Genomic DNA, 25,392 nt, shown 5'->3' with positions numbered 1-25,392 from the left:
CCCGTACGGCGGAGGCGGATCGTCGGTGCGCAGGAGGTGGCGGGGGCCGGCCGGCCGGGAGTGTGGTGCGTATGACACAGACGACCCCGCTCACCCAGGACCCCGGCTCGGTGCGACACGCCGGTCCCTCCCGTCCGCTCGCCCCCGCCCGCCGCGTTCTGCGGGCCCTCGCCGTGCTCGCCTGCGTGCCGTACGTGTCGCTCAAGGTGGTGTGGATCGCGGGCGGGCGGCTGGGCATTCCGGACGGGAGCCCGCTGCTGGAGCGGCCCGCGGCGATGGCCGCCGCGAACACCGTCACCGTGGCGATGGACGCGTGCGTGATCGTGCTGGCGCTCCTGCTGACGCAGGCGTGGGGTCGGCGCGTTCCCGCCCCGCTGCTGGTGCTGCCGATGTGGGTGGCGACCGGGCTGCTCGCCCCGATCATGGCCGCGTACCCGCTGCAACTGCTGGTGAAGGCGTTCCGCGGGGGCGCCGATGCTCCCGCCCCGGACGGCAGCGCTTCGTTCCTCGACGAGTGGGTCTTCGGCGTGGTGTACGGGGGCTTCATCGTGCAGGGCATCACGCTGGGCGCACTGTTCGTGCTGTACGCGAAGGAACGGTGGGCGCACCTGTGGCAGGGACGGACCGGGCAGCTTCCGCCCGTCGGACGCGGGTTGACCGCTCTGGGTGGGACGGCGGCCCTCCTGGCGACGGCTGCCGCCGTGCCGCAGATGCTGCGGGCCGCGGGCGGCGATCCGGCGGGCGAGGGGCCGCTGTCGGTGGATCAGCGGATCGTGGAGGGAGTGCACGCGGGGTTCACCGTGCTGTGTGCGGCGAGCGTGCTGGTGCTCGTGCTGCGGACGGGGCGCACGAGTCGCTCGGGGCAGACGAAGCACGACGTGAACCGGCTGTCGGCCAAGGTGGTGCTCGGGGTCGCCTGGGTGACGTCGGGCGCGGTCGGTTGCACGGCCGGGTGGATGCTCGTCACCCTGCCGTTCGCGGGCGGCGGCGCAGACACACCCCCCGCGCTGACGCTCTTGTCCTACGCTGCCAAGGTGATCATCGCTCTTCTTGCCCTCGTGGGCGGCTCCGCCTTCCTCCTGCGACTGCGCCGGCGGCCCACGGCATGACGCGACGGGCGCTGCGGACACGGCTGTTCGGGAGACGCGCGCGGATCGGCTGGCTCCACCTGGTGGTCGGAGGCGCCCTGCTGATGCCGTTCCACCTGTTCGCCATGGTCGTCGTCGGGCCCCTGACCGGTGACCGCAGCCCCTTCGCCTCCGTGACGACGCAGCTCCTGTCCTTCGCGGCGACGCTGCCGCTGATCGCCGCCTTCGGCATGCTGGCCCCCGCCCGGCCGCTGTCCGTGGCGGCGATCCGCTCGCTCGGGCTGCTCGGGGAAGCGCGGGCGAGCAGGGGGCACGCGGCGGCTTGGACCCGGGGCGACGGGCTCGCGGAGGGCCCGGCCCGGACGCGGGCGGCCCGGCTGCGGACCTCCGGGTGGTTCACGCTGCACTTGGTGCTCGGCGGGATCGTCAGCGGGGCGACCCTCGCCCTGACGCCGTTCGCGGGTCTGCTGCTGGCGCTGCCGTTCGTGCCGGCGCTGCGGAATTCCCCGTACGGGGTGCCGGAACTGGCCGGGCACGACTGGCTGTTGGCACTCATGCCGTTCGCGGGGCTGCTCTCGATGGTGGCTCTCGCCGCCGCGAGTGCGGCCTGCGCCGCACTGCTCGCCCGGTCGGCCCCCGTCCTTCTCGGACCGACGCCCGCCGACCGGCTGGCGGCGGCCGAGCGCCGGGCCGCGGACCTCGCCGTACGCAACCGGCTGGCCCGGGAGCTGCACGACTCGGTCGGGCACGCACTGAGCGCGGTGACCCTCCAGGCGGGGGCCGCGCGCCGGGTGCTGGACAGCGGGCGGGCCTCGGACGTGGAGTTCGTACGGGAGGCGCTGACCGCGATCGAGGAGACCACTCGGCGTACGGTCGGTGAACTCGACGCCGTGCTGGGGGTGCTGCGGCGCGGCGAGGACGAAGCGGACGGGTTCGTGGGCCCGTCCCTGGACGCCCTGGACGACCTGTTGGCCCGCAGCGGTGCACGTGTCGCGCTCGGCGTGGAAGGCGACCTCGCGAAGGTGCCGGATCAGGTGTCCCGGGAGGCGTACCGGATCGTGCAGGAGGGGCTGAGCAACGCGCTGCGGCACGCCGGGGCAATGCCGGTGACACTGCGACTGGACGTGCGGGACAAGGAGTTGGAGATCGTGATGGAGAATCCGCTGCCCACCGAAGCCCCGGTGGTACGCCCCGGGGGTGGCCGTGGCCTGCGCGGCGTGGCCGAACGCTCGACCCTGCTGGGCGGTCGCACGGAGGCCGGCCCGCACCACGGGAAGTGGCGCGTCACGGCACGGCTGCCCCTCACGGGAGGGCGGCTCCTCGACGCCCGGGACCCCGGGTACGAGAACGCACACCGCGAGGACGAGGGCAACAGCAACGACAACGGCAACGGCAACAGCAACAGCAACAGCAACAGCAACGACCGATGAACGCCCCCAACGCCGAGCCGCGCCCCGCCCACCCCGGCTCCGCCCGACCCGGTTCCACCCACCCCGCCTCCGCACCTCCAGCCGCCGGTCCCGCCCCGGTCCGTCTCGTCCTCGCCGACGACGAGCGCATGGTGCGTACCGCCCTGCGCGTCATTCTCGACGCCGAACCCGATCTGGAGGTGGTCGGCGAGGCGCGCACCGGCGCGGAGGCGGTGTCGGTGGTGCGGGCGCTGCGGCCCGACGTGGTCCTGATGGACGTACGGATGCCGGAGATCGACGGCATCCGCGCCACCGAGCAGATCCTCGCCACCCACGCCGACCCGCCCCGGATCGTCGTCGTCACCACCTTCGAGAACGACTCCTACGTGTACGACGCGCTGCGCGCGGGTGCGGCGGGCTTTCTGCTCAAGCGGTCGGCGGCCGAGGACCTGGTGCGGGCGGTGCGCCTGGTCGCCCGGAGCGACAGCCTCCTCTTCCCGGCGGCGGTACGGGCACTGGCCGCCTCGTACGGCACCCGGAACGCGGTGGCCCCGCCCTGGGCCGGGCGGCTCACCGAGCGGGAGGCCGAGGTGCTGCGGCTGATGGCGAAGGGGCTGAGCAACGCGGAGATCGCGGCTGCCCTGGGCTTCGGGGCGGCGACCGCGAAGAGCCACGTGGCGGCGGTACTCGCGAAGACGGGCGCCAGGGACCGTACGCAGGCGGTGATCACGGCGTACGAGTCGGGATTCATCCGTCCGGGCTGAGGCGGGCGGGCCGGTGGACGATCGGGCGGGCGGGGCCGGGTTCCGCGCCGGATGAGGAAAGCATGAGAAACGGGGCGTAACGGAACTCGTGTCCGGGACCCGTTCGTCCTCCGTATCAGGATGAACAAGACGATCAGGCACACCGCCGTCTTCTGCCTGCTGCTCGTCCTCGCGCTGCTGGTGCGAGTGACCTGGGTGCAGGCGTACGAAGGCGAGGCCCTCGCGAACGACAAGAACAACCGGCGGAACCTGATGGCGCAGTACGCGCAGCCGCTCGGGAACATCATCGTGGCCGGTTCCCCGGTCACCGGATCGAAGAAGACGGAGGGCAGCGACCTCGCGTACAAGCGCACCTACACCGACGGCAAGCTCTACGCCGCCGTGACCGGCTTCCGCTCGCAGGTGTACGGCGCCACCCAGCTGGAGGGGATCTACAGCAAGGTCCTCGACGGCACCGACGACCGCCTCAAGAACCCGTCCGACCTGCTGACCGGCAGGACCCCGCGCCCCGGCAACGTGGTCACCACCATCGACCCGGACGTGCAGAAGGCCGCGTACGAGGCGCTCGGCGACAGCAAGGGGGCGGCCGTCGCGATCGACCCCGGCAGCGGCCGGATCCTCGGCATGGTCTCCACCCCCTCGTACGACCCCTCGACGATCAGCGGGCAGAGCGACGGAGCGGCCTGGAAGAAGCTGAACGACCAGGACGAGGAGGACAAGGCGATGACCAACCGGGCGATGCGCCAGCCGCTGCCGCCCGGCTCCACCTTCAAGCTGGTCGTGGCGGCGGCGGCACTGGAGCACGGACTGTACGGGTCGGTGGACGTGCCGACGTCCAGCCCCGACCCGTACACCCTCCCCGGCACCCGGACCGTCCTGCACAACGAGAACCGTTCCGCGCCCTGCGAGAACGCGAGCCTGCGCACCGCGCTCAAGTACTCCTGCAACAACGTCTTCGCCAAGCTGGCCGTCGACCTCGGGCAGGACGAGGTGCGGGCGACGGCGGAGAGGTTCGGCTTCAACGCGGAGAAGCTGGACGTGCCGGTGCGGGCGTACGAGAGCGTCTACCCCACGGGCCTGGACAAGGCGCAGACCGCGCTGACCGGCATCGGCCAGTTCGACGTGACGGCGACGCCGCTCCAGATGTCGATGGTCTCGGCGGCCCTGGCCAACGGCGGCGAACTGCCGGCCCCGCACCTGGTGTCCGAGGTGACGAGCGCGGGCGGCGACGTGCTGGAGGAGCACGGGGACGGCGCGGGCACGAAGCGGATCGTCTCCGAGCGCACCGCCGAGCAGCTGCGCAGCGCCATGGTCACGGTCGTCGAGGACGGCACCGGCAGCAACGCCCGCATCCCGGGCGCGGAGGTCGGCGGCAAGACGGGCACCGCGCAGCACGGCGTGGCCAACAGCAAGACGCCGTACGCCTGGTTCACGTCGTACGCGAAGGACGCGTCGAGCGGCAAGGAGGTCGCGGTGGCGGTCCTCGTCGAGGACTCGGGCGCGGCCCGCTCGGAGGTCAGCGGGAACGGCCTGGCCGCGCCGGTCGCGCAGAAGATGATGAAGGCGGCGCTGGGCAGGTAGCACCCGGGTGCTGTGCGCGGGCCCGCACCGCGCACAGCACCCCTTCTCCCCGCCCGGCTACCGCACGCCGGCCCAGCGCTTGACCGTCGCCTCGGCCTCGGCGCGGTGCTCCGGCGTCAGCTTCGAGATGAGGGCGCCGTGGTTGGTGTTCGGGGCGACGTACAGGTGCGAGTCGTGCTTGCTCGGGCGGTACCGCTCCGCGCTCCACGGGTCGTTCTGCCCGTACACGAACATCATGCGCTCGCCCCGGGTCTTCACCCAGCGGTCCACGTCCTTGGCGTCCCAGCCGCTGTACGAGGTCCGCATGTCGGCGGGCAGGAGGGAGTTGGGCTGGTAGATGTCCGGGTGGTTGCGGACGTCGCGCAGGTGGGCGAACTTGAGATCGGCCCAGCCGAGCTGGGCGGCGGCCTGGCGGTAGTACGGGCCGGTGCCCGCGGGGCCCGCGTCGGCGTCCGAGTAGATGCTCAGGCCGTGGCCCAGCGACCAGTCGTAGAGCTCCTGGTCGGTGGCCTTCTTGGCATCGGGCACGGTCGGGCAGTCGGTGTACGTGCCGGACTGCCAGAAGTTCCAGACCTGGTCGAGGACGGAGAACTCGTAGGCGCGATCGGTGGAGCCGAGCTGCTTGAAGGTGAGGCCCTGCTCCTTGGAGGTGGCCTCGAAGAGCGGCAGGAGCGTCTTGCGGCGGACGAGCATCTCGCGCTGGACGGCGTCCAGGGCGGTGCGGCACTCGGCGGTGCCGACGGTCTTGAAGAACTGGTCGTAGACGTGGTCGTCGCGGTTGTTCGCGTCGTTCGGGGCGACGTACGCGACGACGGCGTCCAGGTCCTGCGGGTAGAAGCGCTCGTGGTAGACCTGCGTCATGCCGCCCTTGCTGGCGCCGGTGCCGAGCCACTTCGCCCGGTAGATCCGCTTCATCGCCTGCACGATGTTGTGTTCGTCCGCCGCCTGCTGTTGGATCGTCAGCTTGCGCCAGTCGACCTTCCCCGCCGGGACGGACTTGGCGAAGAACCGGTGCTCGACGCTGACCTGGTTGGCGTCCAGGAGGCGGGTCAGCTCGCGGGTGCTGGAGGACAGGGTGTAGCCACCGGTGTAGTGGACCATCGGGGCGGTCTCCGCCCTGTGCCACAGAGTGAACTGCTGCTCGAAGGTGCCGCGGCGCGGATTGTCGTGGTCGACGGGCTGGCGGAACGTGAGGGTGAAGAAGGGGCGGCCCTCCTTCTCGGTCTCCGAGACGACCGTCACCCCCGCGATTCTCTCCAGCTTCGCGCGGATGCCGTCGGCCTGGGCCGCCCGGTCGGCAGGTCCGGCGACGGTGCTGGTGGGCGCCGCGGTGGCGGCACTGCCGGTAAGCACGCTGGTGGCGGCTATGAGACCGGCGCAGAACAGGGTGGGAAGTACCTTCGTACGCACGCTGATTCCCCTCGGGCGGATGGTGACGCAGGGATGTGTGCGTCACAGCCACGCATGGTATGCACGGCACTCGGTCCGCCGTCAGTCCCCGGACGGAACCGGCCGGTCCTCGCCTACGCGGCGGGCGTCCACCGGGGGTCGCGTCCGCCGAGCCCCACCACGCGGTCCAGGAAGTCCGATCCGTACGGCACGTCCACCACCGGAGCGAACATCGGCGCACGTGCCGGATTGTCGGCCTCCGGCGCCAGCAGCGCGTACACCACTTGCAGGCTGGGCCGGTCGCAGGCGTACGGCTGTCCGGTCGCCCGCGCCAGGTCCCAGCCGTGCAGGACGAGTTCACCGAGCGCGACCTGCGCCGCGACGCCCGCCGTCAGCGTGACGCCGCCCGCCCGCGCCGACCCCTGCCACGCCTCGCCCGCCCGCCAGAGGTGGGCGAGCTCCGTCAGCCGTCGCGGGAGGACCCGCCGCCAGTCCGCGGTGAGAGGATGCCCCGCCCCCTCCGCCAAGGGCCTCTCGCTCCACGCCCCCGCCCGTTTCACCGCGGCGTCCCGGAACGCCGCGGCGAGCCCCGCCAGATGCGCCAGCAGATCGCGCACCGTGAACTCCGCGCACGGTGTGGGTCCGGGCAACTGCTCGTCCCTGACGCCGGCGACCAGCTCCGCCACCCGCCGGGCCGCGGGGGCGAGATCGAACACGACGGCGGTGGGGGCGGTGGTCGTGGTGATGGCCATCTGGTCCCTCTCCCTGAAACGGTACGAAGCTCTGTCGCCAGGAAGGACCTGTCCCGTTCCCGAAACTCATCGCCGGGAGCCGGCATCCGCGCGGAGAGTGGCGAAGTCCCGTGTCAGGGTGGGTGCATGAGCGAAGAGACGTCGATCCACCGACTCGACCTCGGGTACTTCGTACGTCCCGCCGCCGAGACCGGCACCGGGCACGCGCGCGCGGAGGCGGCGCTGGCCTACCTGGTGCGCCACCGGCGAGGGCTGCTGCTGTTCGACACCGGCGTCGGCGCGGGGGACGCCGGCGCCGAGGCCCGCTACCGCCCGCGGCGGCGGGAGCTGATCGCCGCTCTGGCAGCGGCCGGGGTCGCCCCGCAGGACCTCGACGCCGTCGTGAACTGCCATCTGCACTTCGACCACATCGGCGGCAACCCGCTCCTGAGCGAGCTGCGCCCCGGGCTCCCCGTCTTCGTGCAGGCGAAGGAACTCGCCGCCGCACGCGCCGGGGACTACACCATCGACACGCTGGTGGACCCGCGCGGACGAGCCGTGACCTACGAGGAGTTGGACGGTGAGGCGGAGGTCTGGCCCGGTGTGACGGTGGTGCCGACGCCGGGTCACACGGACGGTCACCAGTCGCTGGTGGTCGAGCCGACCGCCCCTTCGGGGTGCGTCACCGTCCTGGCCGGTCAGGCCTACGACTTCGCCTCCGACTACAGCCACGCGGAACTCGCCCACCGGACGGGCGCCGGCCCCGCGGCCCGCCCGTGGTGGGCGCGGCTGGCCGCGCTCGACCCGGGGCGTGTGCTGTTCGCCCACGACCGCGCGATCTGGACACCTTAGGCGTCCCGCCTTCCCGCGGCTCGTCGTCTGAGGCCCGCGGAGGCGTTCCGCCCAGGGCGATCTGCCGATCCGTGCACCGCTTCGCCGCTGCCACGCTGACCGCATCCCCGAGGAGGAGGCGGTCACCGGTGACGACGAGAGCAGGCCACGGCGCGAAGCGGCGGGCGGGGGCGCGGCACGTGCTGCTGGGACGTGTCTCGGCGAGCGCCCACTTCCTGGTGTACGGGCCGATGACGGTCGCCGTCGCGGCGGGCTCCGCGCTGATCGCGGTGCTCGACCACCGGGCGGTGCTGGTGGGGCTCGCCGGGTGCGGGGCGGCGGTCGCTCTCGCGCTCGTGGTGCGGGGCGAATCGCCGTGCGGGGCCGACCACTTGACGCATCGGTGACCGGCTCCATAGCGTCGCGACGGTCGCCGTCCCCACCGGCATGTCCCGTGGAACTCCCGAGGAGCCCTCTTCCATGTCCGACTCGCCCCGCACCCCCGGCACGCCCCCTACGCTCCTGCTCACCGGTGCGGCCGGCGGCATGGGCACCCTGATGCGGGGCCTGCTCCCGGCGTACGGGTACACGCTGCGGCTCTTCGACGCGACGCCCATCGAGGGCGAGCCGCACGCGGTGACCGCCGATCTGGGCGACAAGCACGCGCTGCGTGAGGCCGTGGCGGGCGTCGACGCGATCGTGCACCTGGCGGGGATCTCCCTGGAAGCCCCCTTCGAGAAGATTCTCCGCGCGAACATCGAGGGGACGTACAACCTGTACGAGGCGGCCAGGAAGGCGGGCGTGCGCCGGATCGTCCAGGCCTCCAGCAACCACGCGGTGGGATTCACCCCGCTGCCGGGTCCGGACGGCCCTCCCGTACCGGTGGGGACGCCGCACCGTCCGGACACCTTCTACGGGCTGTCCAAGGCGTTCGGCGAGGACCTCGCGCAGCTCTACTGGGACCGCGACGGCCTGGAGACGGTGTCGGTGCGCATCGGCTCCTGCTTCATGGAACCCACGTCGGTACGGATGCTGTCGCTGTGGCTGAGCCCGGGGGACGCGGCCCGGCTCTTCGACGCGGCGCTGACCGCGCCGTCCGTGGGGCACACCGTGGTGTACGGGTCGTCCGCCAACACCCGGCTGCGCTGGGACCTCTCGTCGGCGCGCGCGCTCGGCTACGCACCGCAGGACGACTCCGAGCAGTACGCGGACAAGCTCCTGGCGGAGCACGGGGAACCGCAGCCGGGAGACCCGGAGCACGACCTTCTGGGCGGTGCGTTCTGCGTGGACCCGCCGCAATGGCCCTACTGAGTCCGCTCCGGCCGTCCGGCCCGTGCGTCATCACGCGGTTGCGTGCGTCACATCGGCGCGTGCGTCACGTCGGCGCGTGCGTCACGTCGGCCCGTGCGTCACGTCGGCCCGTGTGCGGAAACCCGGTTGCGGGAGCGGGACTTGGCGGGAACCATGCGGTCCATGGCCAAACCGCAGGGATTCCGTTACGAACAGCGTGCCGACGGCACCGTCACCATCACGCACCGCGAGCGCGCCGCGTCCACCTTGCGCGGCGGCCGGGCGGCGAAGTTCCTCCTTGAGGTGAAGTCCGGGGACCAGCAGCTCGTCATGGCCCGCTGGACGGGTGCGTACAAGTTCGGCAACGAGCGCACCGCCCGCAATCATCCGCGTAACCGCTGATCAGCGGCGTTCTCGGGTCCCGGCCGCTTCCTTGACGGAATTCGTCGCAAGGTAAGGGAACGGCAAAGCCTCTTCGGTCGTTACCCCAGGCATGACCGCAATGACCCCTGGCTCGAACATTCCGCTTCCGACCGCCCGCGTGGCCGTGGACGTGGCCGCCCCGGTGCGGCTCGACGTATCGGGCCTGCTGCTCACCGCCGACGGCAAAGTGCGCTCCGACGACGACTTCATCTTCTACAACCAGCCCACCGGGCCGGGCGTGACCTACCGCTCGGGCAGCGGCTCGGCCCCGGACGCGATCGTGGTGGACACCGGTGCGCTGCCGCCCGGCATCGAGCGGGTCGTGGTCACCGCGAGCCCCGACGCGGCCGGCCAGTCGTTCCAGGGCATCGAGCCCACCGCCACGGTGCGCGGCGCCGACGACAACAGTGTGATCGCGTCCTTCACCCCGCCGCAGCTCGGTTCCGAGACCGCGCTGGTGGTCGTGGAGGTCTACCTCCGCAACGGCGCGTGGAAGGTCCGCGCGGTCGGCCAGGGCTACGCGAACGGCCTGGCGGGCATCGCCACCGACTTCGGCGTCTCGGTCGAGGAGCCCGCCCCGGCTCCGGCCGCCGTCCCGGCGGCGCCTCCCGCCGCACCCGCCTCCGCCCCGGCCGCCCCCGTCCCGTCGTACGACCCTCGTCAGGCCGCCCCGCAGCCACCCGCCGCTCCCCCGGCCGCGCCCGCCGCTCCCGCACCGGGCGCAGGCAAGATCAACCTCGACAAGGGCCGGGTCAGCCTCCAGAAGAACCAGACCGTCTCCCTGGTCAAGGGCGGGCAGCCGCTGCTCTCACAGGTCAAGATGGGCCTGGGCTGGGAGCCGGCGTTCCGCGGCAAGGACATCGACCTGGATGCCTCGGTCATCGCCTACGGGCCGGACCGCAAGCACATCGACAGCTGCTACTTCGGCAAGCTGTCGATCCTGAACGGCGCGATCAAGCACTCCGGCGACAACCTGACGGGTGAGGGCGCGGGCGACGACGAGGTCATCGTCGTCGACCTGGGCCGCATCCCGGCCAACGCCACCGGACTGGTGTTCACGGTGAACTCCTTCACCGGACAGAAGTTCACCGAGGTCGCCAAGGCGTACTGCCGTCTGATCGACGCCCGGACGGGCGAGGAGCTGGTGCGCTTCGACCTGACCGGTGCGGAGCCGCAGACCGGCGTGATGATGGCGAAGCTGATCAAGCAGTTCAGCGGCGAGTGGGAAATGACCGGCATGGGGGAATTCGTCAAGTCCCGGACGGTCCGCGGCATGGTGAAGCCCGCAGCTCAGGCGCTGTAGGGATCCGTGGTACGGGCGGGGACGGAGAGGGCGGACGCGTGACCGACACCACGCGCCCGATGGGTTTGGGCACCGATGGCCGCCCGTAGCCTGGAAGGCATGTCCACCACCTCTCCGTCCGCCGCCGGGGCGCCGTCCCCGGGCGCGGACCAGACGAACGCGGCGATCCGCCGACTCGTGGACGCGCAGACGACGGACGAGGCCTGGCCCTCGGAGGAGTACGAGATGCTCCTCGTCGAGTGGGCCGACGCGATGAACGAGGCGGCGGAACCCGCTCCGTAGAGCTCGAATCGGACACGGGTCCCGCGAACACCGGCCGCACGTATTCCAAACCCGCAGCACGAAACGACTCCGCCCCGTTCCCGAATCGTGATGATCCGGATACGGGGCGGGGGCGTTTTATCCCGGAGCCACGGAGGCTCAGAGCTTGGTCAACTTGGAGTAGGGGCTGAGGATCCGCCCCTGGCGTCCGGAGAAGTCGATGAGGACGGCGAGGTCTCCCTCGACCCCCACGACTCGTCCGAGTCCGAATTGATCATGCGAAACCCGGTCTCCCACCTCGTAGTTCTCAATGGGCGGGGCGGCCGGGGCCGGGACGTTGAAGGGACTGGACGGCAGGTGTCGCCGGGCTCCGGCTGGCTTTGTCATTACCTTCAGTATGCGCCCACCGGACGGCAGATGCCATGCCCGTCTCCCACTCGCCTCCCAGGTCCGGCCCCTCGCAGGGCTCCCACCGGCCCCAACGTCGCCGACCGGGCGTGCGCCCCGCCCCGAGCCGCGGAACTCCCCGGAAGGCCGCGGCGGCCGGTCCGCCGAGGGCGTGCCGGTCGGGACGCCGGAGGGCGCGGGGCCGACCTCCGGGTCGCCGAGAACGCGTCAGGAGCACCCGCGGCCACTTCCCTTTCGAGTACGCGACCGGCTCGCTGTTCGAACGGGACGGGACGCCGCGGGCCGACCCGGCACGCGGACCCGGTGACCGTGCGCGCACGGGCCGCCCGCCGTGGGCCGCTGAGCGCCGGCCCCCCAGCAGGACGCTCGCCGACCGCGCCGGACACTTCCCGCGGGCATTCGGGTACCGCACCTCACCGGGCCATGGGCCCGCACGCGGGCGCATCCGGGCACGTACGTGGGAGTATGCGGCGGAGCAGGGGGAACGTGCGCCCGTGGGATGCGTCACCACCTGCGACGGCCGCAACCACGCAGCCCCTCCCCCGCGTCGCACACTGCGTCCGGCAGCCACATCCGCGGCTCGGGGCCGGGTCGAGAAGAGGGGACCACGGGCATGGCAGCCGCATCATCCGCAGCCGGACCGGAGCGCTACCACGTCGTGTCCCCCCTCGGGGAGAGCGCAACGGGACGCATGGACCTCGCGCGGGGCCCCGACGGGCACCTGGTGGCGCTGAAGACCGTGCACCCGCGTATCACGGCCGATCCGGGCTTCCGGGAACGCTTCCGCCGCGAGACCTCGGCGGCCAGGTCCGTCCACGACGTGTACGCGGCAACCGTGCTGGACGCGGACGCCGACGCCGAACTCCCCTGGCTGGCCAGCGAGTTCTGCGCGGGCCCCTCCCTCGTGGACACGATCAGCACGCTCGGCCCGATGGACTCGGCCGCCCTGGGCGCCCTCGGCGCCGCGCTCGCCCAGGCCCTGGGGGCCGTGCACGCGGCCGGTCTGACACACCGCGACCTCAAGCCCTCCCACGTCGTCGTCTCGCGGACCGGCCCCAAGATCCTCGACTTCGGAACGGCGAAGGACACCGCGGACGGCAAGCTCGGCTTCCTCGCCCCGGAACAGCTCACGGGATCCGCCGGAGCCGCCGCCGTCGGTCCGCCCGCCGACGTGTTCGCCCTGGGCGCGCTGCTCACCCTGTCCAGCACGGGCCGCAATCCGTACGGTTCCGGCACCGCCCGCGACGTCATGCACCGCACCCTGCACGAGGCTCCCGACCTGCTGGGCGTACCCGGCGAGGAATGGCAGGACTTCCTGCGGCGCTGCCTGGCGAGGGACCCGGCCGACCGCCCGACCGGGCCGGAGGCGCTCGCCTGGTGCGCCGGACAGGTGGTGGGCTGCGAACCGTGGTGGCAGCAGGAGCCGATCCTGGGGGTCGTACGGGAGCACGAGGAGGCGCTGGCCGAACTGGTCGACGCCGGGCCCGAGCTGGAGGAGGCGATTCCGGAGGCGTTCCGCGCCCCGGCCCGGCGCGCTCCCGCACCGTGGCCCGAGGGTGGCTCCCCCCGCGCCCCGTCCCCGTTCACCGCCGCCCCACGGGCAGCAGCCCCAGCGCCTCCCGCCCCCGCGCGGGACTCCCGCGCCGCCCGGGACCCGCGAACGCCCCCGCATCCCCCGGCAGCCTCGTCGTTCCACCCTGCGAACCCGCCGCACGACCCCGCCACGCCGCCGCGCGGCCCCGCGAACCCGTCACACCGACCCGCCACGCCCCCGCACACCCCCGCGAACCCGCCACCTCGCAACGCCACGCCCCCGCACGACCCCTCGGAAGTGTCGCACCGCCCCGCCGGGCCCCCGCGCGGCGCCACGAGCCCTCCGCACCGCCCCGCCCCGCCCCCTCACGTCCCCGCAGGCCCGCCGGGCCTCCCCTCCGCCGTACCGTCACCCCCGCCGACACCAGCGCCACCGGCGGGGCCCTTCCCTGCCACCGCCGCAACCCGGGACACATCTCCCGCGCCTGCGCCTGTACCCGCGCCGGAGCCTGCGTCCGCGCCGGAGCCTGCGTCTGCATCCGCGTCCGCGTCCGATCCTCTTGCCACGCCCCGCCGCCGCGGGTTTCCGGCGTGGATGGCCCGCTTCTTGCCCGACCGATCCGGACACTGACCCGGACGCCGCGCAGCGTCCAGTACCTCGCGCCGAGGAGCGGCCGTCGCCCTCCGCCACCCCGCGGGCGCGGGCGCGGGACGAGCGCGGGCGCGGGCGCGGCATCATGATCCACATGACTGACGCACCCGCCCCCTCCAGCCCTCCGGCCAACGCCACCGCACCCCGCTCCACCCCTTTCCCGTCCACCGGCCGACGCGTCCTCGTCAGCGGGGCGTCGCGCGGTCTCGGGCGCGCGCTGGCGCGGGCGTTCGCGGCCAACGGCGACCGGGTCGCGGTCCACTTCGGCTCACGGCGCGACGAGGCCCAGGAGACGCTCTCTTCGCTCTCCGGGACGGGTCACGTGCTCGTCGGAGGCGACCTGTCCACCCCCGAGGGGGCCTTCGCCGTCGCCGGGGAATCCGCCGACGGCCTCGGCGGACTGGACGTTCTCGTCAACAACGCCGCCGTGAACCTCCCGCACCCGCCCGCCACCACGTCGTACGAGGACTGGGCCGCCGCCTGGCAGAGCCACGTCTCCGTCAACCTCCTCGCGACGGCTCACCTCAGTCATCTCGCGGCCCACCGGATGATCGGGCAGGGCGGCGGCGGCCGGATCGTCAACGTCGGCTCGCGCGGCGCGTTCCGGGGCGAGCCCGACCATCCCGCGTACGGGGCGACGAAGGCGGCGGTGCACGCGTTGGGCCAGTCGCTCGCCGTGCACCTCGCGCCGTACGGGATCGGCGTCGCCTCCGTCGCGCCCGGGTTCTTCGAGACGGAGCGGGTCGCGCACCGGCTGGTCGGGGCCGAGGGGGAGGCGATCCGTGCGCAGAGCCCGTTCGGGCGGGTGGCGTCCGCGGAGGAGGTCGCGGCGGCGGTGCTGTGGCTGGCGTCCCCGGCGGCCGAGTGGGCGTCCGGCACGGTGCTGGATCTGAACGGGGCTTCGTACCTGCGTACCTGACGCCCCGGATCCGGGCCGGGCTGCTCCCCCCGGCCGACGGCTGGGGTCGGCCGGACGAGCCGAGGGCCAAGGACTTGGGGCCGGGGAGCCGGGGAGCCGGGGCGGGCAGGCCGACAGGCTCAGCAGCAGCACAGGGCGCATCGTCCCCGCCCCTCAAGGCGGCAGGCCCACCCTCCTGAATCCGACCTGCGAGCAGAGAACGCGGGCCCGCCCCGGCACACACACCTCACCCACAGGGCCCATCGCCCACGCCCCCGAAGGGCGGCAGGCCCACCCGCCCACCCGAACCCGACCCGTGAGCACAGAACGCGGGCCTACCCGGCACGCGCACCTCGCGGGCCGCCCACGGGGGCGGGCGCCCGCCCCGGGCCCCCGAACGTCTCCTACCTCCGCGACCGCGCCTTGAAGGCCGCCTTGCGCGCCTCCTTCGCCGCCCCCTTCTCCGGGTGCAGCCGTCCCACCGCCTCCAGCACCTCTGCCACCGCCGGGTGCCCGACCCGCCACGCGCGCTCGAAGAATCCCTCGTGCCGTCCGGTCAGCCCGGCGACCAGTTCCCTGAGTTCGGGCGACGCCTCGTCCGCCACCTCCAACTGTGCGGCGATGGTGTCGACGGCCAGCCAGAACACCATCTCCTCCGGCGGCGCCGGCACCCGTGCCGAACCCTGCTCGACCAGCCACACCCGGGCGAGACCGCCCAGTTCGAGATCGTCGAGCTGCTCGCGTACGGCGGTCTCCGCAGCCGCTCCCACCAGGGACAGCGCCTGCTGGCAGCGCAGCCGCCGCAGTGGCCCGCCCGGGTCGCCGCCGCGCGCCGATGCCAGCAACTCCCGTGCCGCGTCGGCGGGTTCACGCTGTGCGAGCCACTGCTCGATCTCCGCGCGGCCCGCGAGCTCGGGGAAGTGCGCGATGCCGTCGAGCAGTACGTCCGCGCCCTTGTCGGCGAGGTCGCCGACCGCCGGGGCGTCGACCCCCGCCTCCAGCATCCGCGCCCGCACCCCGTACAGGCCCAGCGGCGTCAGCCGCACCATGCCGTACCGGGACACGTCCTCCTCGTCGAACTCCTCGGCCGCGGCGGGCGCCCCGGGCTCCTCCTCCGCCATCAGCGCCTCGTCCACCGGTGTGTACTCGACGAGGCCCACCGCCTCCAGCACCTGGAACTGGCCGTCGAGGCGCATCATGACGTCCGAGACCTGTTCCAGTACGTCGTCGGTCGGCTCGCCCATGTCGTCGGGGACGATCATCGAAGCGGCGAGCGCGGGCAGCGGCACCGGGGAGTCGCCCGTGCCGCCGTCGGCGACGGTCAGCAGGTACAGGTTGCCGAGGACGCCCTCCAGGTCCTCCGCCTCCTGCTGCGGGTCCCAGTCCAGGGCCTCGAAGTCGAGTGCGCCGCCGTCGTCGAGGAGCGCGCCGAGGTCGTCGAGCACGGGGGCGGCGGCGTCGGCGAAGGCCGTTTCGAAGGCCTCCAGCCACAACGCGAGGACCTCCTGCGGGCTGCCCTGGGCGACCAGGGCGAGTGCGTCGCCCGGCTCGGCCGTTCCGGACGCCCCCTCGGCCTCCGGGTCGTCCGGGTCCGTGACGTCGACGAGGCCGGTGTCGACGGCCGTGCGCCATGCCTCGCTCGCGTACGCCGCCGCGTCCTCGGCGTCCTCGACACCGTCCGCCGGTCCGAGGTCCAGCACCTTCGCCGCTTCGGACAGTTGCGCGTCGAAGAGCTCGCCTGCCGCGTCGACCCGGGTGCCGGGAGCCACCCAGCGGGCCAGTCGGACGGCGCGGGCGAACAGCGGCGCGGCGAGCGCGTCCCGCGCCAGCTCCGCGTCCGAGGGCAGCCGCACCGGCGGCAGGGTGGGACGGTCTTCGGACATCTGGGGGTTCTCCTCGGGGCACATGCCTGGGGGCACTTCGATCGAGCGGCCCCCAGCGTAGACGCATTTGCACCGATCCCACCGGGTTCATGTACCCGTCAGGTTTCGTCCATCGGAGGATCATCCGACAAACCTTGACAACACCCGTACGTACGCAAGAGATTGACGCGCGTAGAACTGTTTCGCCCACCCCCCGCCGCACTCACCTCCCCGGAGTCCCCTGATGACGTCCCGCCGCTCCCTGCCGAAGATCACCGGCCTGCCGAGGACCACCGCGGTCGCCACCCTTCTCACCACCGCGCTCGCCGCGGGCCTTCTGACCGGGGCCACGAGCGCGGCCGCGGGAGACACGGCCCCGGTCCGCATCCACGACATCCAGGGCGCCACCCGCGTCTCCCCGCTCGCCGGTCAGCAGGTGGCGGACGTCGAGGGCATCGTCACGGGGGTTCGCACGTACGGCTCGAAGGGCTTCTGGTTCCAGGACCCGAAGGGTGACGGCAACCCCGCCACCAGCGAGGGCGTCTTCGTCTTCACGAGCTCCGCGCCGACGGTCGCGGTCGGCGACGCGGTGAAGGTCTCCGGCACCGTCACCGAGTACATACCCGGCGGCCCGAAGTCCGGGAACCAGTCGCTGACCCAGCTCTCCAGGCCGACGGTGACGGTCGTCTCCTCCGACAACCCGGTGCCGGCCCCGGTCCTCATCGACTCCCGTACGGTGCCCGCCCGTTACGCCCCCCAGGGGGACCCCGCCGCGGAGAACAGCATCAACGCCCTGCCCCTCGCCCCCTCCCGCTACGCCCTCGACCACTACGAGGCTCTCGAAGGCACCAACGTGCGGATCGGCACCTCCCGGGTGGTCGGCGCGTCCGACGCGCACGCCCAGCTGTGGGTGACCGTCAAGCCGTACGAGAACGACACCCGACGCGGCGGCACCCTCTACGGCAGCTACGCCTCGCAGAACACCGGCCGCCTCCAGATCCAGCAGCTGACGCCGCTCGCCGAACGGCCCTTCCCGAAGGCGAACGTCGGCGACGTGCTGACCGGCGGCGCGGAGGGCCCGCTGGACTTCAACCAGTACGGCGGCTACACGCTCACCGCCCGCACCCTGGGCACAGTCGCCGACCGCGGCCTCAAGCGCGAACGCACCCGCCCGCAGTCGCGCCACGAGCTGGCCGTCGCCACGTACAACGTCGAGAACCTCGACCCGACCGACCCGCAGGAGAAGTTCGACGCCCTCGCCCGCGCGGTCGTCGACAACCTCGCCTCCCCCGACGTCGTCGCCCTGGAGGAGATCCAGGACGACAACGGCGCGAAGAACGACGGCACGGTCGGCGCCGAGGCCACCGTGCGGAAGTTCGCGGACGCGATCCGCGCGGCGGGCGGCCCGGCGTACGCCTGGACCTCCATCGCGCCGGAGAACAACAAGGACGGCGGCGAGCCCGGCGGCAACATCCGTCAGGTCTTCCTCTACCACCCGGCCCGCGTCTCCTTCACCCACCGCGCGGGCGGCGACGCGACGACGCCCACCGGCGTCGTGCGGGACAGGGGCCGCGCCGCGCTCACCCACTCCCCCGGCCGCGTTGACCCCGCGAACGCCGCCTGGGAGAACAGCCGCAAGCCGCTCGCCGCCGAGTTCTCCTTCCGCGGCAAGCCGGTCATCCTCGTCGCCAACCACTTCGGCTCCAAGGGCGGCGACGAGGCCCTGACCTCGCACCACCAGCCGCCGGTCCGCTCATCGGAGACCAAGCGCCTCCAGCAGGCGCAGTCGGTGAACGCCTTCGTCAAGGAGGTCCTGAAGGCCGACCGCCGGGCGAACGTCCTCGTCCTCGGCGACATCAACGACTTCGAGTTCTCCGCCACGACGAAGGCCCTGACCGCCGACGGCGCCCTGACCGCCGCCATCAAGTCCCTGCCCCGCAGCGAGCGTTACTCGTACGTCTTCCAGGGCAACAGCCAGGTCCTGGACCAGATCCTGACCAGCCCGGCCATCCGCGGCTTCAGCTACGACAGCGTCCACATCAACGCCGAGTTCGCCGACCAGAACAGCGACCACGACCCGCAGGTGCTGCGTTTCCGCCCGTAGTACGGCGGGACCGCTGCCGTACGTCTGCTACACCCCCGCGCCGAGCGTCAGCGCGGGGGTGTAGCGCCGTACTCGGCTGGCCGCCAGGCCGGGAAACTCGTGGACGCGCCGCCACTCGGCGGGCACTTCCCCCGCCGGGCCCTTCGGCGCGTTCATCATCGCCTCGTGCGAGGCGGCGTCGACCCACTCGGCGAGGTTGAGCGCGCGGGCGCCGTCACGGCTCACGTGGAAGTGCGCGGCGAGCGAGCCGTCGGCCACGGTGCGCGGGGCGTCGGCCTCTGTGGACGGGCCCTCCAGCACGGCGAACACGGCGTCCACCCATTCCCGGGCCCGCGTCCGGTCGGGTCCCTCGAAGTCCACCTCGACGAGGGCCACGCTGCCCGGCAGCCGGTCGTCCCCCTCGGTGAGGCTGCTGCGGTACAGGTCGTAGGAGTCGAGCCGCAGCCGCTGGACGCCGGGCACGGCGGCGTCGATCTCCGCGTTCCGCCCGTCGCGTTCCTCGGTGACGAACGCCCCGTACGCCTCCTCGTTGCGCCACTGGCTGTAGTGCATGAGCGTCCTGCCGTCCTCGCCGACGTAGACGCTGTACGAGAGCAGTCCGGTGTCGGGCCAGTCCCGTGACAGCCACGCCCGCTCGATGGCGGCGACGGCCGCCCGCTGCGCGCGGGACGAGCCGACGTCCCAGGTGCTGACCTTGACGACGCCGACCCCCGGCCGGGTCAGGTCGGGGCGGTCTCGGGTCACGGTCGCGGTCATGTCGGTCTCCTCGCTGGCGCGCCCGGCGGGTTCCGTGCGCGGCTACGGGGGTCACTCTGGAACGTCAAGTCCGCTTGAGGTCAAGGGTGTTGTCCGGTGCGTCACCGCGGCGGAGCGAGGTCCCACGGCGTGACGTCGAACGCGTCGACCATCCGCACGTCCTCCTCCAGTGCGAAGCTGCGCGCCGAGTGCCCCGGCCCTGCCGCGATCCTGAGCGTCTGCGCCTTCTCCACCCCGTCGTAGGGACGCCAGTCGAGCCGGGAGTACGCGACGCCGCCGGGCGGCAGCACCACCTCGGCGTCGGCCTTCTTCCCCTCCTCGCGGACGTTCACCTCGATGTCCACGAGCGTGCCGTCAAAGGCGTACGCCTTGACCGAGGGGCGGCCGGAGAGCCGGTAGGGAGCCTCGCCGCAGTTGGTGAGGGTGAGGGTGGCCAGCCGGTGCATCAGGGCCGCCTGGATCTCCCCCATGTCGACGCGCACCCCGGCGGGGCAGTCCTGCGTGGCGGGCGGGAGCTGCGTGGCACGAGGGCTGCGCGGGGCCGAAGGGCCGTCCGTGGCGCCGTCCGGTCGCGGCGCGACGGGGCGCCCGGGACCGTCGGGGGCCGCGGCCCCGCGCGTCGGCGACGAGGAAGCGGGAGCGGCGCTGCTCCCGGCAGCTCGCGGCACTCCCTCCCCCTCCGGTACGAGGAAGCCGTCACAGCCGGTGAGGGCCAGCGCCCCGAACAGCACCGCCGCCGCCTTCGCTCCCGTACGCACGCCCATGCACGATCCCCCTCACCGCGCGGACCGGCCCGCGCCTCGTCTGCGCGGATCATGTCAGACCCCGGACGGGTGCCCGCCACCCCGTCCACCATCGACCTGGGCGGGCAGGGACGGGGACGGGTGAGGGGCGGCGGCCGGCCTCCTGCGGGCCGGGGCCAGGAGCGCTCCTGCACCCCCACGGCCCGGAGGTCACGCGGCTCGGCGGACCCCGATGCCGGCCGGGCGGCCGGGGGCTACCACTGCCCGGCCGCCCCCGCACCCGCGTCCAGCCGTCCACGCTTCCTGCAACACGGCCTCCTAGCCGTTGCTGTGCAGCACCTCGTTCAGTCCGCCCCAGACCGCGTTGTTCGGCCGGGCCTCGACGGCACCGGTCACCGAGTTCCGGCGGAACAGGATGTTCGACGCCCCGGACAGCTCCCGGGCCTTCACGATCTGTCCGTCCGGCATCGTCACCCGCGTCCCGGCGGTGACGTACAGCCCCGCCTCCACCACGCACTCGTCGCCGAGCGCGATGCCGACGCCGGCCTCGGCGCCGACCAGGCAGCGCTCGCCGAGCGTGATCCGCACGTTCCCGCCGCCCGACAGCGTGCCCATCGTCGACGCGCCGCCGCCGATGTCGGAGCCGTCACCGACGACGACGCCGGCCGAGATCCGCCCCTCCACCATGGACGTCCCCAGGGTTCCGGCGTTGAAGTTGACGAACCCCTCGTGCATCACGGTCGTGCCCGACGCCAGGTGCGCGCCCAGTCGCACCCGGTCCGCGTCCGCGATCCGCACGCCCTTCGGCGCGACGTAGTCCGTCATCCTCGGGAACTTGTCCACGGAGGTCACCGACAGGTGCAGTCCCTCTGCGCGCGCGTTGAGCCGCACTTCCTCGACGGAGTCGACGGCGACCGGGCCGAGCGAGGTCCAGGCCACGTTGGCGAGCAGCCCGAAGAGGCCGTCCAGGTTCTGCCCGTGCGGCTGGACGAGCCGGTGCGAGAGCAGGTGCAGGCGCAGGTACGCGTCGTGGGCGTCCAGCGGCTTGTCGTCGAGCGAGGCGATGACCGTGCGTACGGCGACGACCTCGACGCCACGGCAGGCGTCGGGGCCGACGGCCTTGGGTGCGGCGGCGCCCAGCAGTTCGGCGGCGCGCTCGTCGGTGAGGCGCTCGGTCCCGGCCGGGCCGGGTTCGGCGACGAGTTCGGGTGCCGGGAACCACGTGTCGAGGACGGTGCCGTCGGCGGCGAGGGTGGCGAGTCCGGCGGCGACGGCGCCGGTGGTGCGGGAAACAGTCGTATCGGTCATGACAGGAAACCTAACCGGCGGCGGCCCGCGTGGGCGAACCGGTCTCGCCCTCCGGGCGCACGTCACCGGGCCCGGCCGTGCCGGAGGCCCGCATCCGGCCCGCCGCCAGCACCGCTGCTCCGGCCAGCACGGCCAGTACGGTGCAGGCCGGCCACAGCAGTTCCGGCGACGCCGCGTACAGCGCCCCGCCCAGCGGCGGCGCCAGTACGACCCCGCTCACCGACACCCCCGCGTACAGGCTCTGGAACCGTCCCTGGGCGTGCGCGGGCGCCTGGTCCGCCACGTACGCCGTCGCGGGCGTCTTGTACAGGATCTCCCCGGCCGTGAGCAGCAGCATCATCGCCGCCGCGAGCCCGATCCCCGCCCCGAACACCAGCAGTCCGTAGCCGAGGCCGACGAGGACCAGACCTGTCCCGACGACGGCCAGGGGCGCGTACCGCCGCAGTGCTGCAGCGGCGGGCAGTTCGAGCAGGAGGATGACGCCGCCGTTGAGGGCGAACAGCCACCCGTACACCTGGGTGCTGAAGCCGTGGTCGGTCAGGAAGACGGGGAAGGTCGAGAACAGCTGCCGGTAGACGAGGTCGGCGAGGAAGACCGACACCAGCAGCACCACCAGGGCGGGCCGGTCGCGCAGCTCCCGCCGGATGCTCTTGCCGCCGCCCGGTTCCGGCCTGCGGACCGCCGCTCCCCGCGCGGGCATCACCCGGGCCACGTACACGGCGAAGAGGAGCGTCCCTATCCCGTCGGCCACGAAGAGGGTGGTGTACGAGAACGTGAGCGCGACCAGTGCCCCGAGCGGCGCCCCCACGGTGAATCCCGCGTTGCCCGCGGCCCGCATCACGGCGAAGCCCTGTCGGCGGACCTCGTCGGGGACGCTGACGGCGACGAGCGCGGAGTTGCAGGCGCGGACGGCGCCCTGGGCGTAGTGGCACAGCGGCAGCAGCCCGTACAACGCGGCGACCGGAATCAGCGGCAGCAGGCACAGGGCCGCCCCGGCGAGCACGGCCGCGCACAGCAGCGTCCGCCGGTGGCCGAACCTGTCCCCGAACCAGCCTCCGGTGAAGTTGCCGGTGACCAGTCCGAGGCCGCCGATGCCGCTGAGGAGTCCGGCCTGCGGGACGGACAGGCCCCGCTCGTCCGTCAGGTAGACGAACAGGTAGATGAAGGTGAAGGCGACCGCGCTGTTGAAGAAGATCCCGAACGCCAGCAGCCAGATGGCCCTCGGTATGTCCCTGAAAGTCCCCAACACGCTTTCCCCGCCCCTCAGTTCCTTTTCGGAACTGACTATGGCAGCATCATCACCGCAGGTCAACGAGGCAGGGAGGCCCCCAATCAACAGCACGCCGACGGAACGGACAGCGACGGACATCACGGCCTCGGCCCGCCTCCTGCGCGGCAGGGCCCTCCCGGCGCTCCGGCTCCGCCGCCACGACGGCGGATTCGCCGATCCGGTCGCCGCCCCCACCCCGTACACCGTCCTGTACCTCTACCCCGGCGCCTACGCCCGCCGCGCCGCCTACCCGGCCGGCTGGGCGGGCATCCCGGGCGCGACGGGCTGCACCCGGCAGTCCTGCGCCTACCGCGACCGGCTCGCCGACTTCCGCGCGGCGGGCGCGACGGTGCACGGCGTCTCCACCCAACCCCCGCACGAGCAGGCGGAGTTCGCGACGAAACAGCGCCTGCGCTTCCCGCTGCTCTCGGACGCGGAGCTGGCCCTCGCGACCGCACTGGGACTGCCCACCTTCCGGGTGGCCGGCACGCCGAGGCTGCATCGCCTGACCCTGGTGGTCGACCGCGACCGCACGATCCGCGAGGTGGTCTCCGGCGACACGGACCTCGCGGCGAGCGTGGACCGGGCCCTCGCCGCGGTCCTCGCCGCGCCCCGCCGAGGCTGAACCGCCCCTGTGTGCGCCGACGCCCGCTCTCGCCGCCGCACGGAGTTCCGCGGACCGTTCGAACCCCGATACGGTGGGCCGCCGATCTTTCCCTCGTACGCACCCACCTCATGGAGCACGCAGTGACCCACTACTCGGGCGGACCCCCCGGCAGCCCCCCGCCCGGACCCCCGGGCCCCGGATACGGCTGGAACGGCGGCTGGGCGCCGCTCCCGGACGCGCCGAAACCCGGCGTGGTCCCCCTGCGCCCGCTGGGCCTCGGCGACATCCTGAGCGGCACCTTCTCGGCCTTCGGCCGGTACTGGAAGCCGCTGCTGGGCACGGCGGTCGTGGCGTACGGGACGGCGCTGCTGGTCGCCTGCGGCGCGATGGCCGTCGCGTACGCCCTGTGCACCGCCGAGTTCGACGTGATCGAGCGTTCGATCCGTGCCAACGACTCCGAGCCGCCCACTGCGGCCCTGGTCACCGTCGCCGTGACCTTCGGCGTGGCGGCCCTCTTCGGCGTGCTGTGCCTGATGGCCGCCGCCGCGCTGACCCAGGCGGCGTCGCCCGCCGTGCTCCAGGAAGCCGTACTCGGCCGCCCGGTCACGTTCCGCCAGGTGTGGGGCCGGGCGGTGCGCCGGTTCCCGGCGGTGCTCGGGGCGCTGGCGGTCCCGTGGCTGCTCTCCCTGCTGGTGGGGACACTGCTGTCCGCGGGCTACGTGGCGCTGATGATCACCATCGCGGAGAACGGGGGCGGGGGAGGAACGGGCGTGTGGGCGGCGGTCGGTCTCGGGCTGGGGCTGCTGCTCGCGCCCGTTGTCGTGTGGCTGTGGGTGCTGTTCAGCCTGGCCCCGGCGGTCGCCGTCTTCGAGTCCGCGGGCCCGGTGCGGGCGCTGCGCCGCTCGGCCCGGCTGGTGAAGGGCTCGTGGTGGCGGGTCTTCGGCATCACGCTGCTGCTGTGGCTGATGGCGACGATGGCGAGCTGGCTCATCCAGATGCCGTTCAACCTGCTGGGCATGTTCTCGATGATCCCCGGCATGGACGTCGACCACACGGACGACGCAGCCGCCGCGGTACAGACCATGCTCTCGGTCGGCGGTTACGTGCTGATCAGCCTGCTCGGCACCTTCCTCAGCCAGATCCTGGTCACGTACTTCCCGCAGCTCACCACCGGCCTGCTCTACGTCGACCAGCGCATCCGGCGCGAGGGCCTGGCCCCGGCGCTGATCGAGGCGGCCCGGGTCCCGCCGCAGCCACGGTACTGAGGCACCCGGCCGCGGCAGGACGCGGCAGCGGACACGGCTGTGCCCCCGGCGCTCACGCGGAGCACCGGGGGCACAGCCGTACATAGGTTCGCCCGTACGGGGGGAACCTCAGACGTTGAAGCCGAGCGCGCGCAGCTGCTCGCGGCCGTCGTCGGTGATCTTGTCCGGGCCCCACGGCGGCATCCAGACCCAGTTGATCTTGAGCTCGTTGACGATGCCCTCGGTGGCGGACTTCGCCTGGTCCTCGATGACGTCGGTCAGCGGGCAGGCCGCCGAGGTGAGCGTCATGTCGATGGTCGCGATGTTCGCGTCGTCGACGTGCACCCCGTAGATCAGGCCCAGGTTGACGACGTCGATGCCCAGCTCGGGGTCGACCACGTCGTACAGGGCTTCGCGGACCTCTTCCTCGGAGGCCGGCTTGGTCGTCACAGTCGTCTCGTCGCTCATGCCGTCTCCTTCTTCGCGCTCTCGCCCAGGGCCTGGGCGGTCGCGTCCTTCCATGCCATCCAGCTCAGCAGGGCGCACTTGACCCGGGCGGGGAACTTCGACACCCCGGCGAACGCGACCGCGTCCTCCAGGATCTCCTCCATCGCCTCGTCGGGCACGACGGCGCCCTTGGACTGCATCAGCTCCAGGAACGTCTCCTGGATCTTCCGCGCGTCGGCGAGGTCCTTGCCGACCAGGAGGTCGTTGAGGACCGAGGCGCTGGCCTGGCTGATCGAACAGCCCTGGCCCTCGTAGCTCACGTCCTCGATGCGCTCGCCGTCGTACTTCACCCGCAGCGTGATCTCGTCGCCGCACGTGGGGTTGACGTGGTGCACCTCGGCGTCGCCGTCGCGCAGACCGCGCCCATGCGGGTGCTTGTAGTGGTCCAGGATGACTTCCTGGTACATCGAATCCAGCTTCACAGTGTTCC

At 72.9% G+C, this 25,392-nt stretch carries 25 protein-coding genes; 15 read left to right on the top strand and 10 right to left on the bottom strand.

Annotated features, from left to right (window positions below):
- The first annotated feature begins 71 nt into the window (after positions 1–71).
- The 4 genes from ACQPZG_RS26590 (at position 72) to ACQPZG_RS26575 (ending at position 4,842) form a co-directional block, all read left to right on the top strand.
- The gene (locus ACQPZG_RS26590) at positions 72–1,109 is read left to right on the top strand and encodes a hypothetical protein (RefSeq protein WP_433548236.1); all 1,038 of its coding nucleotides are present in this window, start codon (positions 72–74) and stop codon (positions 1,107–1,109) included.
- Positions 1,106–2,518 (top strand): sensor histidine kinase, encoded by a 1,413-nt coding sequence (locus ACQPZG_RS26585; protein ID WP_433548235.1) that lies wholly within the window; start codon positions 1,106–1,108, stop codon positions 2,516–2,518. The genes ACQPZG_RS26590 and ACQPZG_RS26585 overlap by 4 nt, the downstream gene beginning before the upstream one ends.
- The gene (locus ACQPZG_RS26580; RefSeq protein ID WP_433548234.1) at positions 2,515–3,261 is read left to right on the top strand and encodes a response regulator; all 747 of its coding nucleotides are present in this window, start codon (positions 2,515–2,517) and stop codon (positions 3,259–3,261) included. Before ACQPZG_RS26585 ends, ACQPZG_RS26580 begins: the two co-directional genes overlap by 4 nt.
- A 120-nt stretch (positions 3,262–3,381) precedes the next feature.
- A complete protein-coding gene (locus ACQPZG_RS26575) occupies positions 3,382–4,842 on the top strand; it encodes a peptidoglycan D,D-transpeptidase FtsI family protein (protein ID WP_433548233.1) in 1,461 nt (486 codons plus the stop codon).
- A 57-nt stretch (positions 4,843–4,899) separates the two neighbouring features.
- Here the strand turns inward: ACQPZG_RS26575 and ACQPZG_RS26570 are convergent, their stop codons facing one another.
- Both ACQPZG_RS26570 and ACQPZG_RS26565 read right to left on the bottom strand, forming a co-directional pair.
- Complete coding sequence (locus ACQPZG_RS26570) at positions 4,900–6,252, bottom strand: S28 family serine protease (RefSeq protein ID WP_433548232.1); 1,353 nt, start codon at positions 6,250–6,252, stop codon at positions 4,900–4,902.
- Between the two features lie 113 nt (positions 6,253–6,365).
- Positions 6,366–6,983, bottom strand: a complete 618-nt coding sequence (locus ACQPZG_RS26565; protein ID WP_433548231.1) for a TIGR03086 family metal-binding protein — start codon at positions 6,981–6,983, stop codon at positions 6,366–6,368.
- Positions 6,984–7,109: 126 nt separating this feature from the next.
- Between ACQPZG_RS26565 and ACQPZG_RS26560 the strand changes: the two genes are divergently transcribed.
- The 6 genes from ACQPZG_RS26560 to ACQPZG_RS26535 all read left to right on the top strand — a co-directional run bounded on the left by ACQPZG_RS26560 (position 7,110) and on the right by ACQPZG_RS26535 (position 11,091).
- On the top strand, positions 7,110–7,814 hold the full coding sequence (locus ACQPZG_RS26560; protein ID WP_433548230.1) for an MBL fold metallo-hydrolase: 705 nt from the start codon (positions 7,110–7,112) through the stop codon (positions 7,812–7,814).
- A gap of 128 nt (positions 7,815–7,942) precedes the next feature.
- Positions 7,943–8,200 carry a hypothetical protein gene (locus ACQPZG_RS26555; protein WP_433548229.1) on the top strand — a complete coding sequence of 86 codons (258 nt, stop codon included), beginning with the start codon at positions 7,943–7,945 and terminating at the stop codon, positions 8,198–8,200.
- A 73-nt stretch (positions 8,201–8,273) separates the two neighbouring features.
- On the top strand, positions 8,274–9,104 hold the full coding sequence (locus ACQPZG_RS26550) for an NAD-dependent epimerase/dehydratase family protein (RefSeq protein WP_433548228.1): 831 nt from the start codon (positions 8,274–8,276) through the stop codon (positions 9,102–9,104).
- Between the two features lie 162 nt (positions 9,105–9,266).
- Positions 9,267–9,485, top strand: a complete 219-nt coding sequence (locus ACQPZG_RS26545) for a hypothetical protein (RefSeq protein ID WP_433548227.1) — start codon at positions 9,267–9,269, stop codon at positions 9,483–9,485.
- Between the two features lie 91 nt (positions 9,486–9,576).
- Positions 9,577–10,809, top strand: a complete 1,233-nt coding sequence (locus tag ACQPZG_RS26540; protein ID WP_433548226.1) for a TerD family protein — start codon at positions 9,577–9,579, stop codon at positions 10,807–10,809.
- 99 nt (positions 10,810–10,908) lie between these two features.
- Positions 10,909–11,091, top strand: coding sequence for a hypothetical protein (locus tag ACQPZG_RS26535; protein ID WP_433548225.1), 183 nt, complete (start codon positions 10,909–10,911; stop codon positions 11,089–11,091).
- Between the two features lie 138 nt (positions 11,092–11,229).
- Here the strand turns inward: ACQPZG_RS26535 and ACQPZG_RS26530 are convergent, their stop codons facing one another.
- Positions 11,230–11,457 (bottom strand): hypothetical protein, encoded by a 228-nt coding sequence (locus ACQPZG_RS26530; RefSeq protein ID WP_185025425.1) that lies wholly within the window; start codon positions 11,455–11,457, stop codon positions 11,230–11,232.
- Positions 11,458–12,091: 634 nt separating this feature from the next.
- Here ACQPZG_RS26530 and ACQPZG_RS26525 point away from each other — a divergent pair.
- The gene (locus ACQPZG_RS26525) at positions 12,092–13,642 is read left to right on the top strand and encodes a protein kinase domain-containing protein (protein WP_433548224.1); all 1,551 of its coding nucleotides are present in this window, start codon (positions 12,092–12,094) and stop codon (positions 13,640–13,642) included.
- A 115-nt stretch (positions 13,643–13,757) separates the two neighbouring features.
- The gene (locus ACQPZG_RS26520) at positions 13,758–14,582 is read left to right on the top strand and encodes an SDR family NAD(P)-dependent oxidoreductase (protein WP_433548223.1); all 825 of its coding nucleotides are present in this window, start codon (positions 13,758–13,760) and stop codon (positions 14,580–14,582) included.
- A 383-nt stretch (positions 14,583–14,965) separates the two neighbouring features.
- On the opposite strand, the gene ACQPZG_RS26515 is transcribed toward ACQPZG_RS26520, so the two are convergent.
- Positions 14,966–16,444 carry a hypothetical protein gene (locus tag ACQPZG_RS26515; protein WP_433548222.1) on the bottom strand — a complete coding sequence of 493 codons (1,479 nt, stop codon included), beginning with the start codon at positions 16,442–16,444 and terminating at the stop codon, positions 14,966–14,968.
- A gap of 223 nt (positions 16,445–16,667) precedes the next feature.
- On the opposite strand from ACQPZG_RS26515, the gene ACQPZG_RS26510 reads away from it, so the two are divergent.
- Positions 16,668–18,527: an endonuclease/exonuclease/phosphatase family protein gene (locus ACQPZG_RS26510; protein WP_433548221.1), complete on the top strand. Its 1,860-nt coding sequence runs from the start codon at positions 16,668–16,670 to the stop codon at positions 18,525–18,527.
- 27 nt (positions 18,528–18,554) lie between these two features.
- Here the strand turns inward: ACQPZG_RS26510 and ACQPZG_RS26505 are convergent, their stop codons facing one another.
- From ACQPZG_RS26505 to ACQPZG_RS26490, 4 genes are all read right to left on the bottom strand, one after another.
- Positions 18,555–19,283, bottom strand: a complete 729-nt coding sequence (locus ACQPZG_RS26505; RefSeq protein ID WP_433548220.1) for an antibiotic biosynthesis monooxygenase — start codon at positions 19,281–19,283, stop codon at positions 18,555–18,557.
- A gap of 101 nt (positions 19,284–19,384) precedes the next feature.
- Positions 19,385–20,047 (bottom strand): DUF4232 domain-containing protein, encoded by a 663-nt coding sequence (locus tag ACQPZG_RS26500; RefSeq protein ID WP_433548219.1) that lies wholly within the window; start codon positions 20,045–20,047, stop codon positions 19,385–19,387.
- A gap of 297 nt (positions 20,048–20,344) precedes the next feature.
- Positions 20,345–21,334 (bottom strand): 2,3,4,5-tetrahydropyridine-2,6-dicarboxylate N-succinyltransferase, encoded by a 990-nt coding sequence (dapD, locus tag ACQPZG_RS26495; protein WP_433548218.1) that lies wholly within the window; start codon positions 21,332–21,334, stop codon positions 20,345–20,347.
- A 10-nt stretch (positions 21,335–21,344) separates the two neighbouring features.
- Positions 21,345–22,580 carry an MFS transporter gene (locus ACQPZG_RS26490; protein ID WP_433548217.1) on the bottom strand — a complete coding sequence of 412 codons (1,236 nt, stop codon included), beginning with the start codon at positions 22,578–22,580 and terminating at the stop codon, positions 21,345–21,347.
- Positions 22,581–22,620: 40 nt separating this feature from the next.
- Here ACQPZG_RS26490 and ACQPZG_RS26485 point away from each other — a divergent pair, with 40 nt between their 5' ends.
- Both ACQPZG_RS26485 and ACQPZG_RS26480 read left to right on the top strand, forming a co-directional pair.
- A complete protein-coding gene (locus ACQPZG_RS26485; RefSeq protein WP_433548216.1) occupies positions 22,621–23,229 on the top strand; it encodes a peroxiredoxin in 609 nt (202 codons plus the stop codon).
- A 110-nt stretch (positions 23,230–23,339) separates the two neighbouring features.
- Positions 23,340–24,476, top strand: a complete 1,137-nt coding sequence (locus ACQPZG_RS26480; protein ID WP_433548215.1) for a hypothetical protein — start codon at positions 23,340–23,342, stop codon at positions 24,474–24,476.
- Between the two features lie 108 nt (positions 24,477–24,584).
- Here ACQPZG_RS26480 and ACQPZG_RS26475 read toward each other — a convergent pair whose 3' ends face one another.
- Positions 24,585–24,923 carry a metal-sulfur cluster assembly factor gene (locus ACQPZG_RS26475; RefSeq protein ID WP_185025446.1) on the bottom strand — a complete coding sequence of 113 codons (339 nt, stop codon included), beginning with the start codon at positions 24,921–24,923 and terminating at the stop codon, positions 24,585–24,587.
- Positions 24,920–25,384, bottom strand: coding sequence for a Fe-S cluster assembly sulfur transfer protein SufU (gene sufU / locus ACQPZG_RS26470; RefSeq protein WP_433548214.1), 465 nt, complete (start codon positions 25,382–25,384; stop codon positions 24,920–24,922). Before sufU ends, ACQPZG_RS26475 begins: the two co-directional genes overlap by 4 nt.
- Between the last annotated feature and the right edge of the window lie 8 nt (positions 25,385–25,392).

The organism is Streptomyces sp. CA-294286 (assembly GCF_050947155.1).
Lineage (GTDB): Bacteria > Actinomycetota > Actinomycetes > Streptomycetales > Streptomycetaceae > Streptomyces.
Note: the sequence above shows the minus strand (reverse complement) of the source record. Positions and strands in the feature narration are given on the sequence as shown.

Excerpts from the sequence above, each read along its gene's own strand:
- ACQPZG_RS26590 (WP_433548236.1), top strand. The coding sequence starts at position 72 with ATGACACAGACGACCCCGCTCACCCAGGACCCCGGCTCGGTGCGACAC.
- ACQPZG_RS26585 (WP_433548235.1), top strand. The coding sequence starts at position 1,106 with ATGACGCGACGGGCGCTGCGGACACGGCTGTTCGGGAGACGCGCGCGG.
- ACQPZG_RS26580 (WP_433548234.1), top strand. The coding sequence starts at position 2,515 with ATGAACGCCCCCAACGCCGAGCCGCGCCCCGCCCACCCCGGCTCCGCC.
- ACQPZG_RS26575 (WP_433548233.1), top strand. The coding sequence starts at position 3,382 with ATGAACAAGACGATCAGGCACACCGCCGTCTTCTGCCTGCTGCTCGTC.
- ACQPZG_RS26565 (WP_433548231.1), bottom strand. The coding sequence starts at position 6,983 with ATGGCCATCACCACGACCACCGCCCCCACCGCCGTCGTGTTCGATCTC.
- ACQPZG_RS26560 (WP_433548230.1), top strand. The coding sequence starts at position 7,110 with ATGAGCGAAGAGACGTCGATCCACCGACTCGACCTCGGGTACTTCGTA.
- ACQPZG_RS26550 (WP_433548228.1), top strand. The coding sequence starts at position 8,274 with ATGTCCGACTCGCCCCGCACCCCCGGCACGCCCCCTACGCTCCTGCTC.
- ACQPZG_RS26545 (WP_433548227.1), top strand. The coding sequence starts at position 9,267 with ATGGCCAAACCGCAGGGATTCCGTTACGAACAGCGTGCCGACGGCACC.
- ACQPZG_RS26540 (WP_433548226.1), top strand. The coding sequence starts at position 9,577 with ATGACCGCAATGACCCCTGGCTCGAACATTCCGCTTCCGACCGCCCGC.
- ACQPZG_RS26535 (WP_433548225.1), top strand. The coding sequence starts at position 10,909 with ATGTCCACCACCTCTCCGTCCGCCGCCGGGGCGCCGTCCCCGGGCGCG.
- ACQPZG_RS26530 (WP_185025425.1), bottom strand. The coding sequence starts at position 11,457 with ATGACAAAGCCAGCCGGAGCCCGGCGACACCTGCCGTCCAGTCCCTTC.
- ACQPZG_RS26525 (WP_433548224.1), top strand. The coding sequence starts at position 12,092 with ATGGCAGCCGCATCATCCGCAGCCGGACCGGAGCGCTACCACGTCGTG.
- ACQPZG_RS26520 (WP_433548223.1), top strand. The coding sequence starts at position 13,758 with ATGACTGACGCACCCGCCCCCTCCAGCCCTCCGGCCAACGCCACCGCA.
- ACQPZG_RS26515 (WP_433548222.1), bottom strand. The coding sequence starts at position 16,444 with ATGTCCGAAGACCGTCCCACCCTGCCGCCGGTGCGGCTGCCCTCGGAC.
- ACQPZG_RS26510 (WP_433548221.1), top strand. The coding sequence starts at position 16,668 with ATGACGTCCCGCCGCTCCCTGCCGAAGATCACCGGCCTGCCGAGGACC.
- ACQPZG_RS26505 (WP_433548220.1), bottom strand. The coding sequence starts at position 19,283 with ATGACCGCGACCGTGACCCGAGACCGCCCCGACCTGACCCGGCCGGGG.
- ACQPZG_RS26500 (WP_433548219.1), bottom strand. The coding sequence starts at position 20,047 with ATGGGCGTGCGTACGGGAGCGAAGGCGGCGGCGGTGCTGTTCGGGGCG.
- dapD (WP_433548218.1), bottom strand. The coding sequence starts at position 21,334 with ATGACCGATACGACTGTTTCCCGCACCACCGGCGCCGTCGCCGCCGGA.
- ACQPZG_RS26485 (WP_433548216.1), top strand. The coding sequence starts at position 22,621 with ATGGCAGCATCATCACCGCAGGTCAACGAGGCAGGGAGGCCCCCAATC.
- ACQPZG_RS26480 (WP_433548215.1), top strand. The coding sequence starts at position 23,340 with ATGGAGCACGCAGTGACCCACTACTCGGGCGGACCCCCCGGCAGCCCC.
- ACQPZG_RS26475 (WP_185025446.1), bottom strand. The coding sequence starts at position 24,923 with ATGAGCGACGAGACGACTGTGACGACCAAGCCGGCCTCCGAGGAAGAG.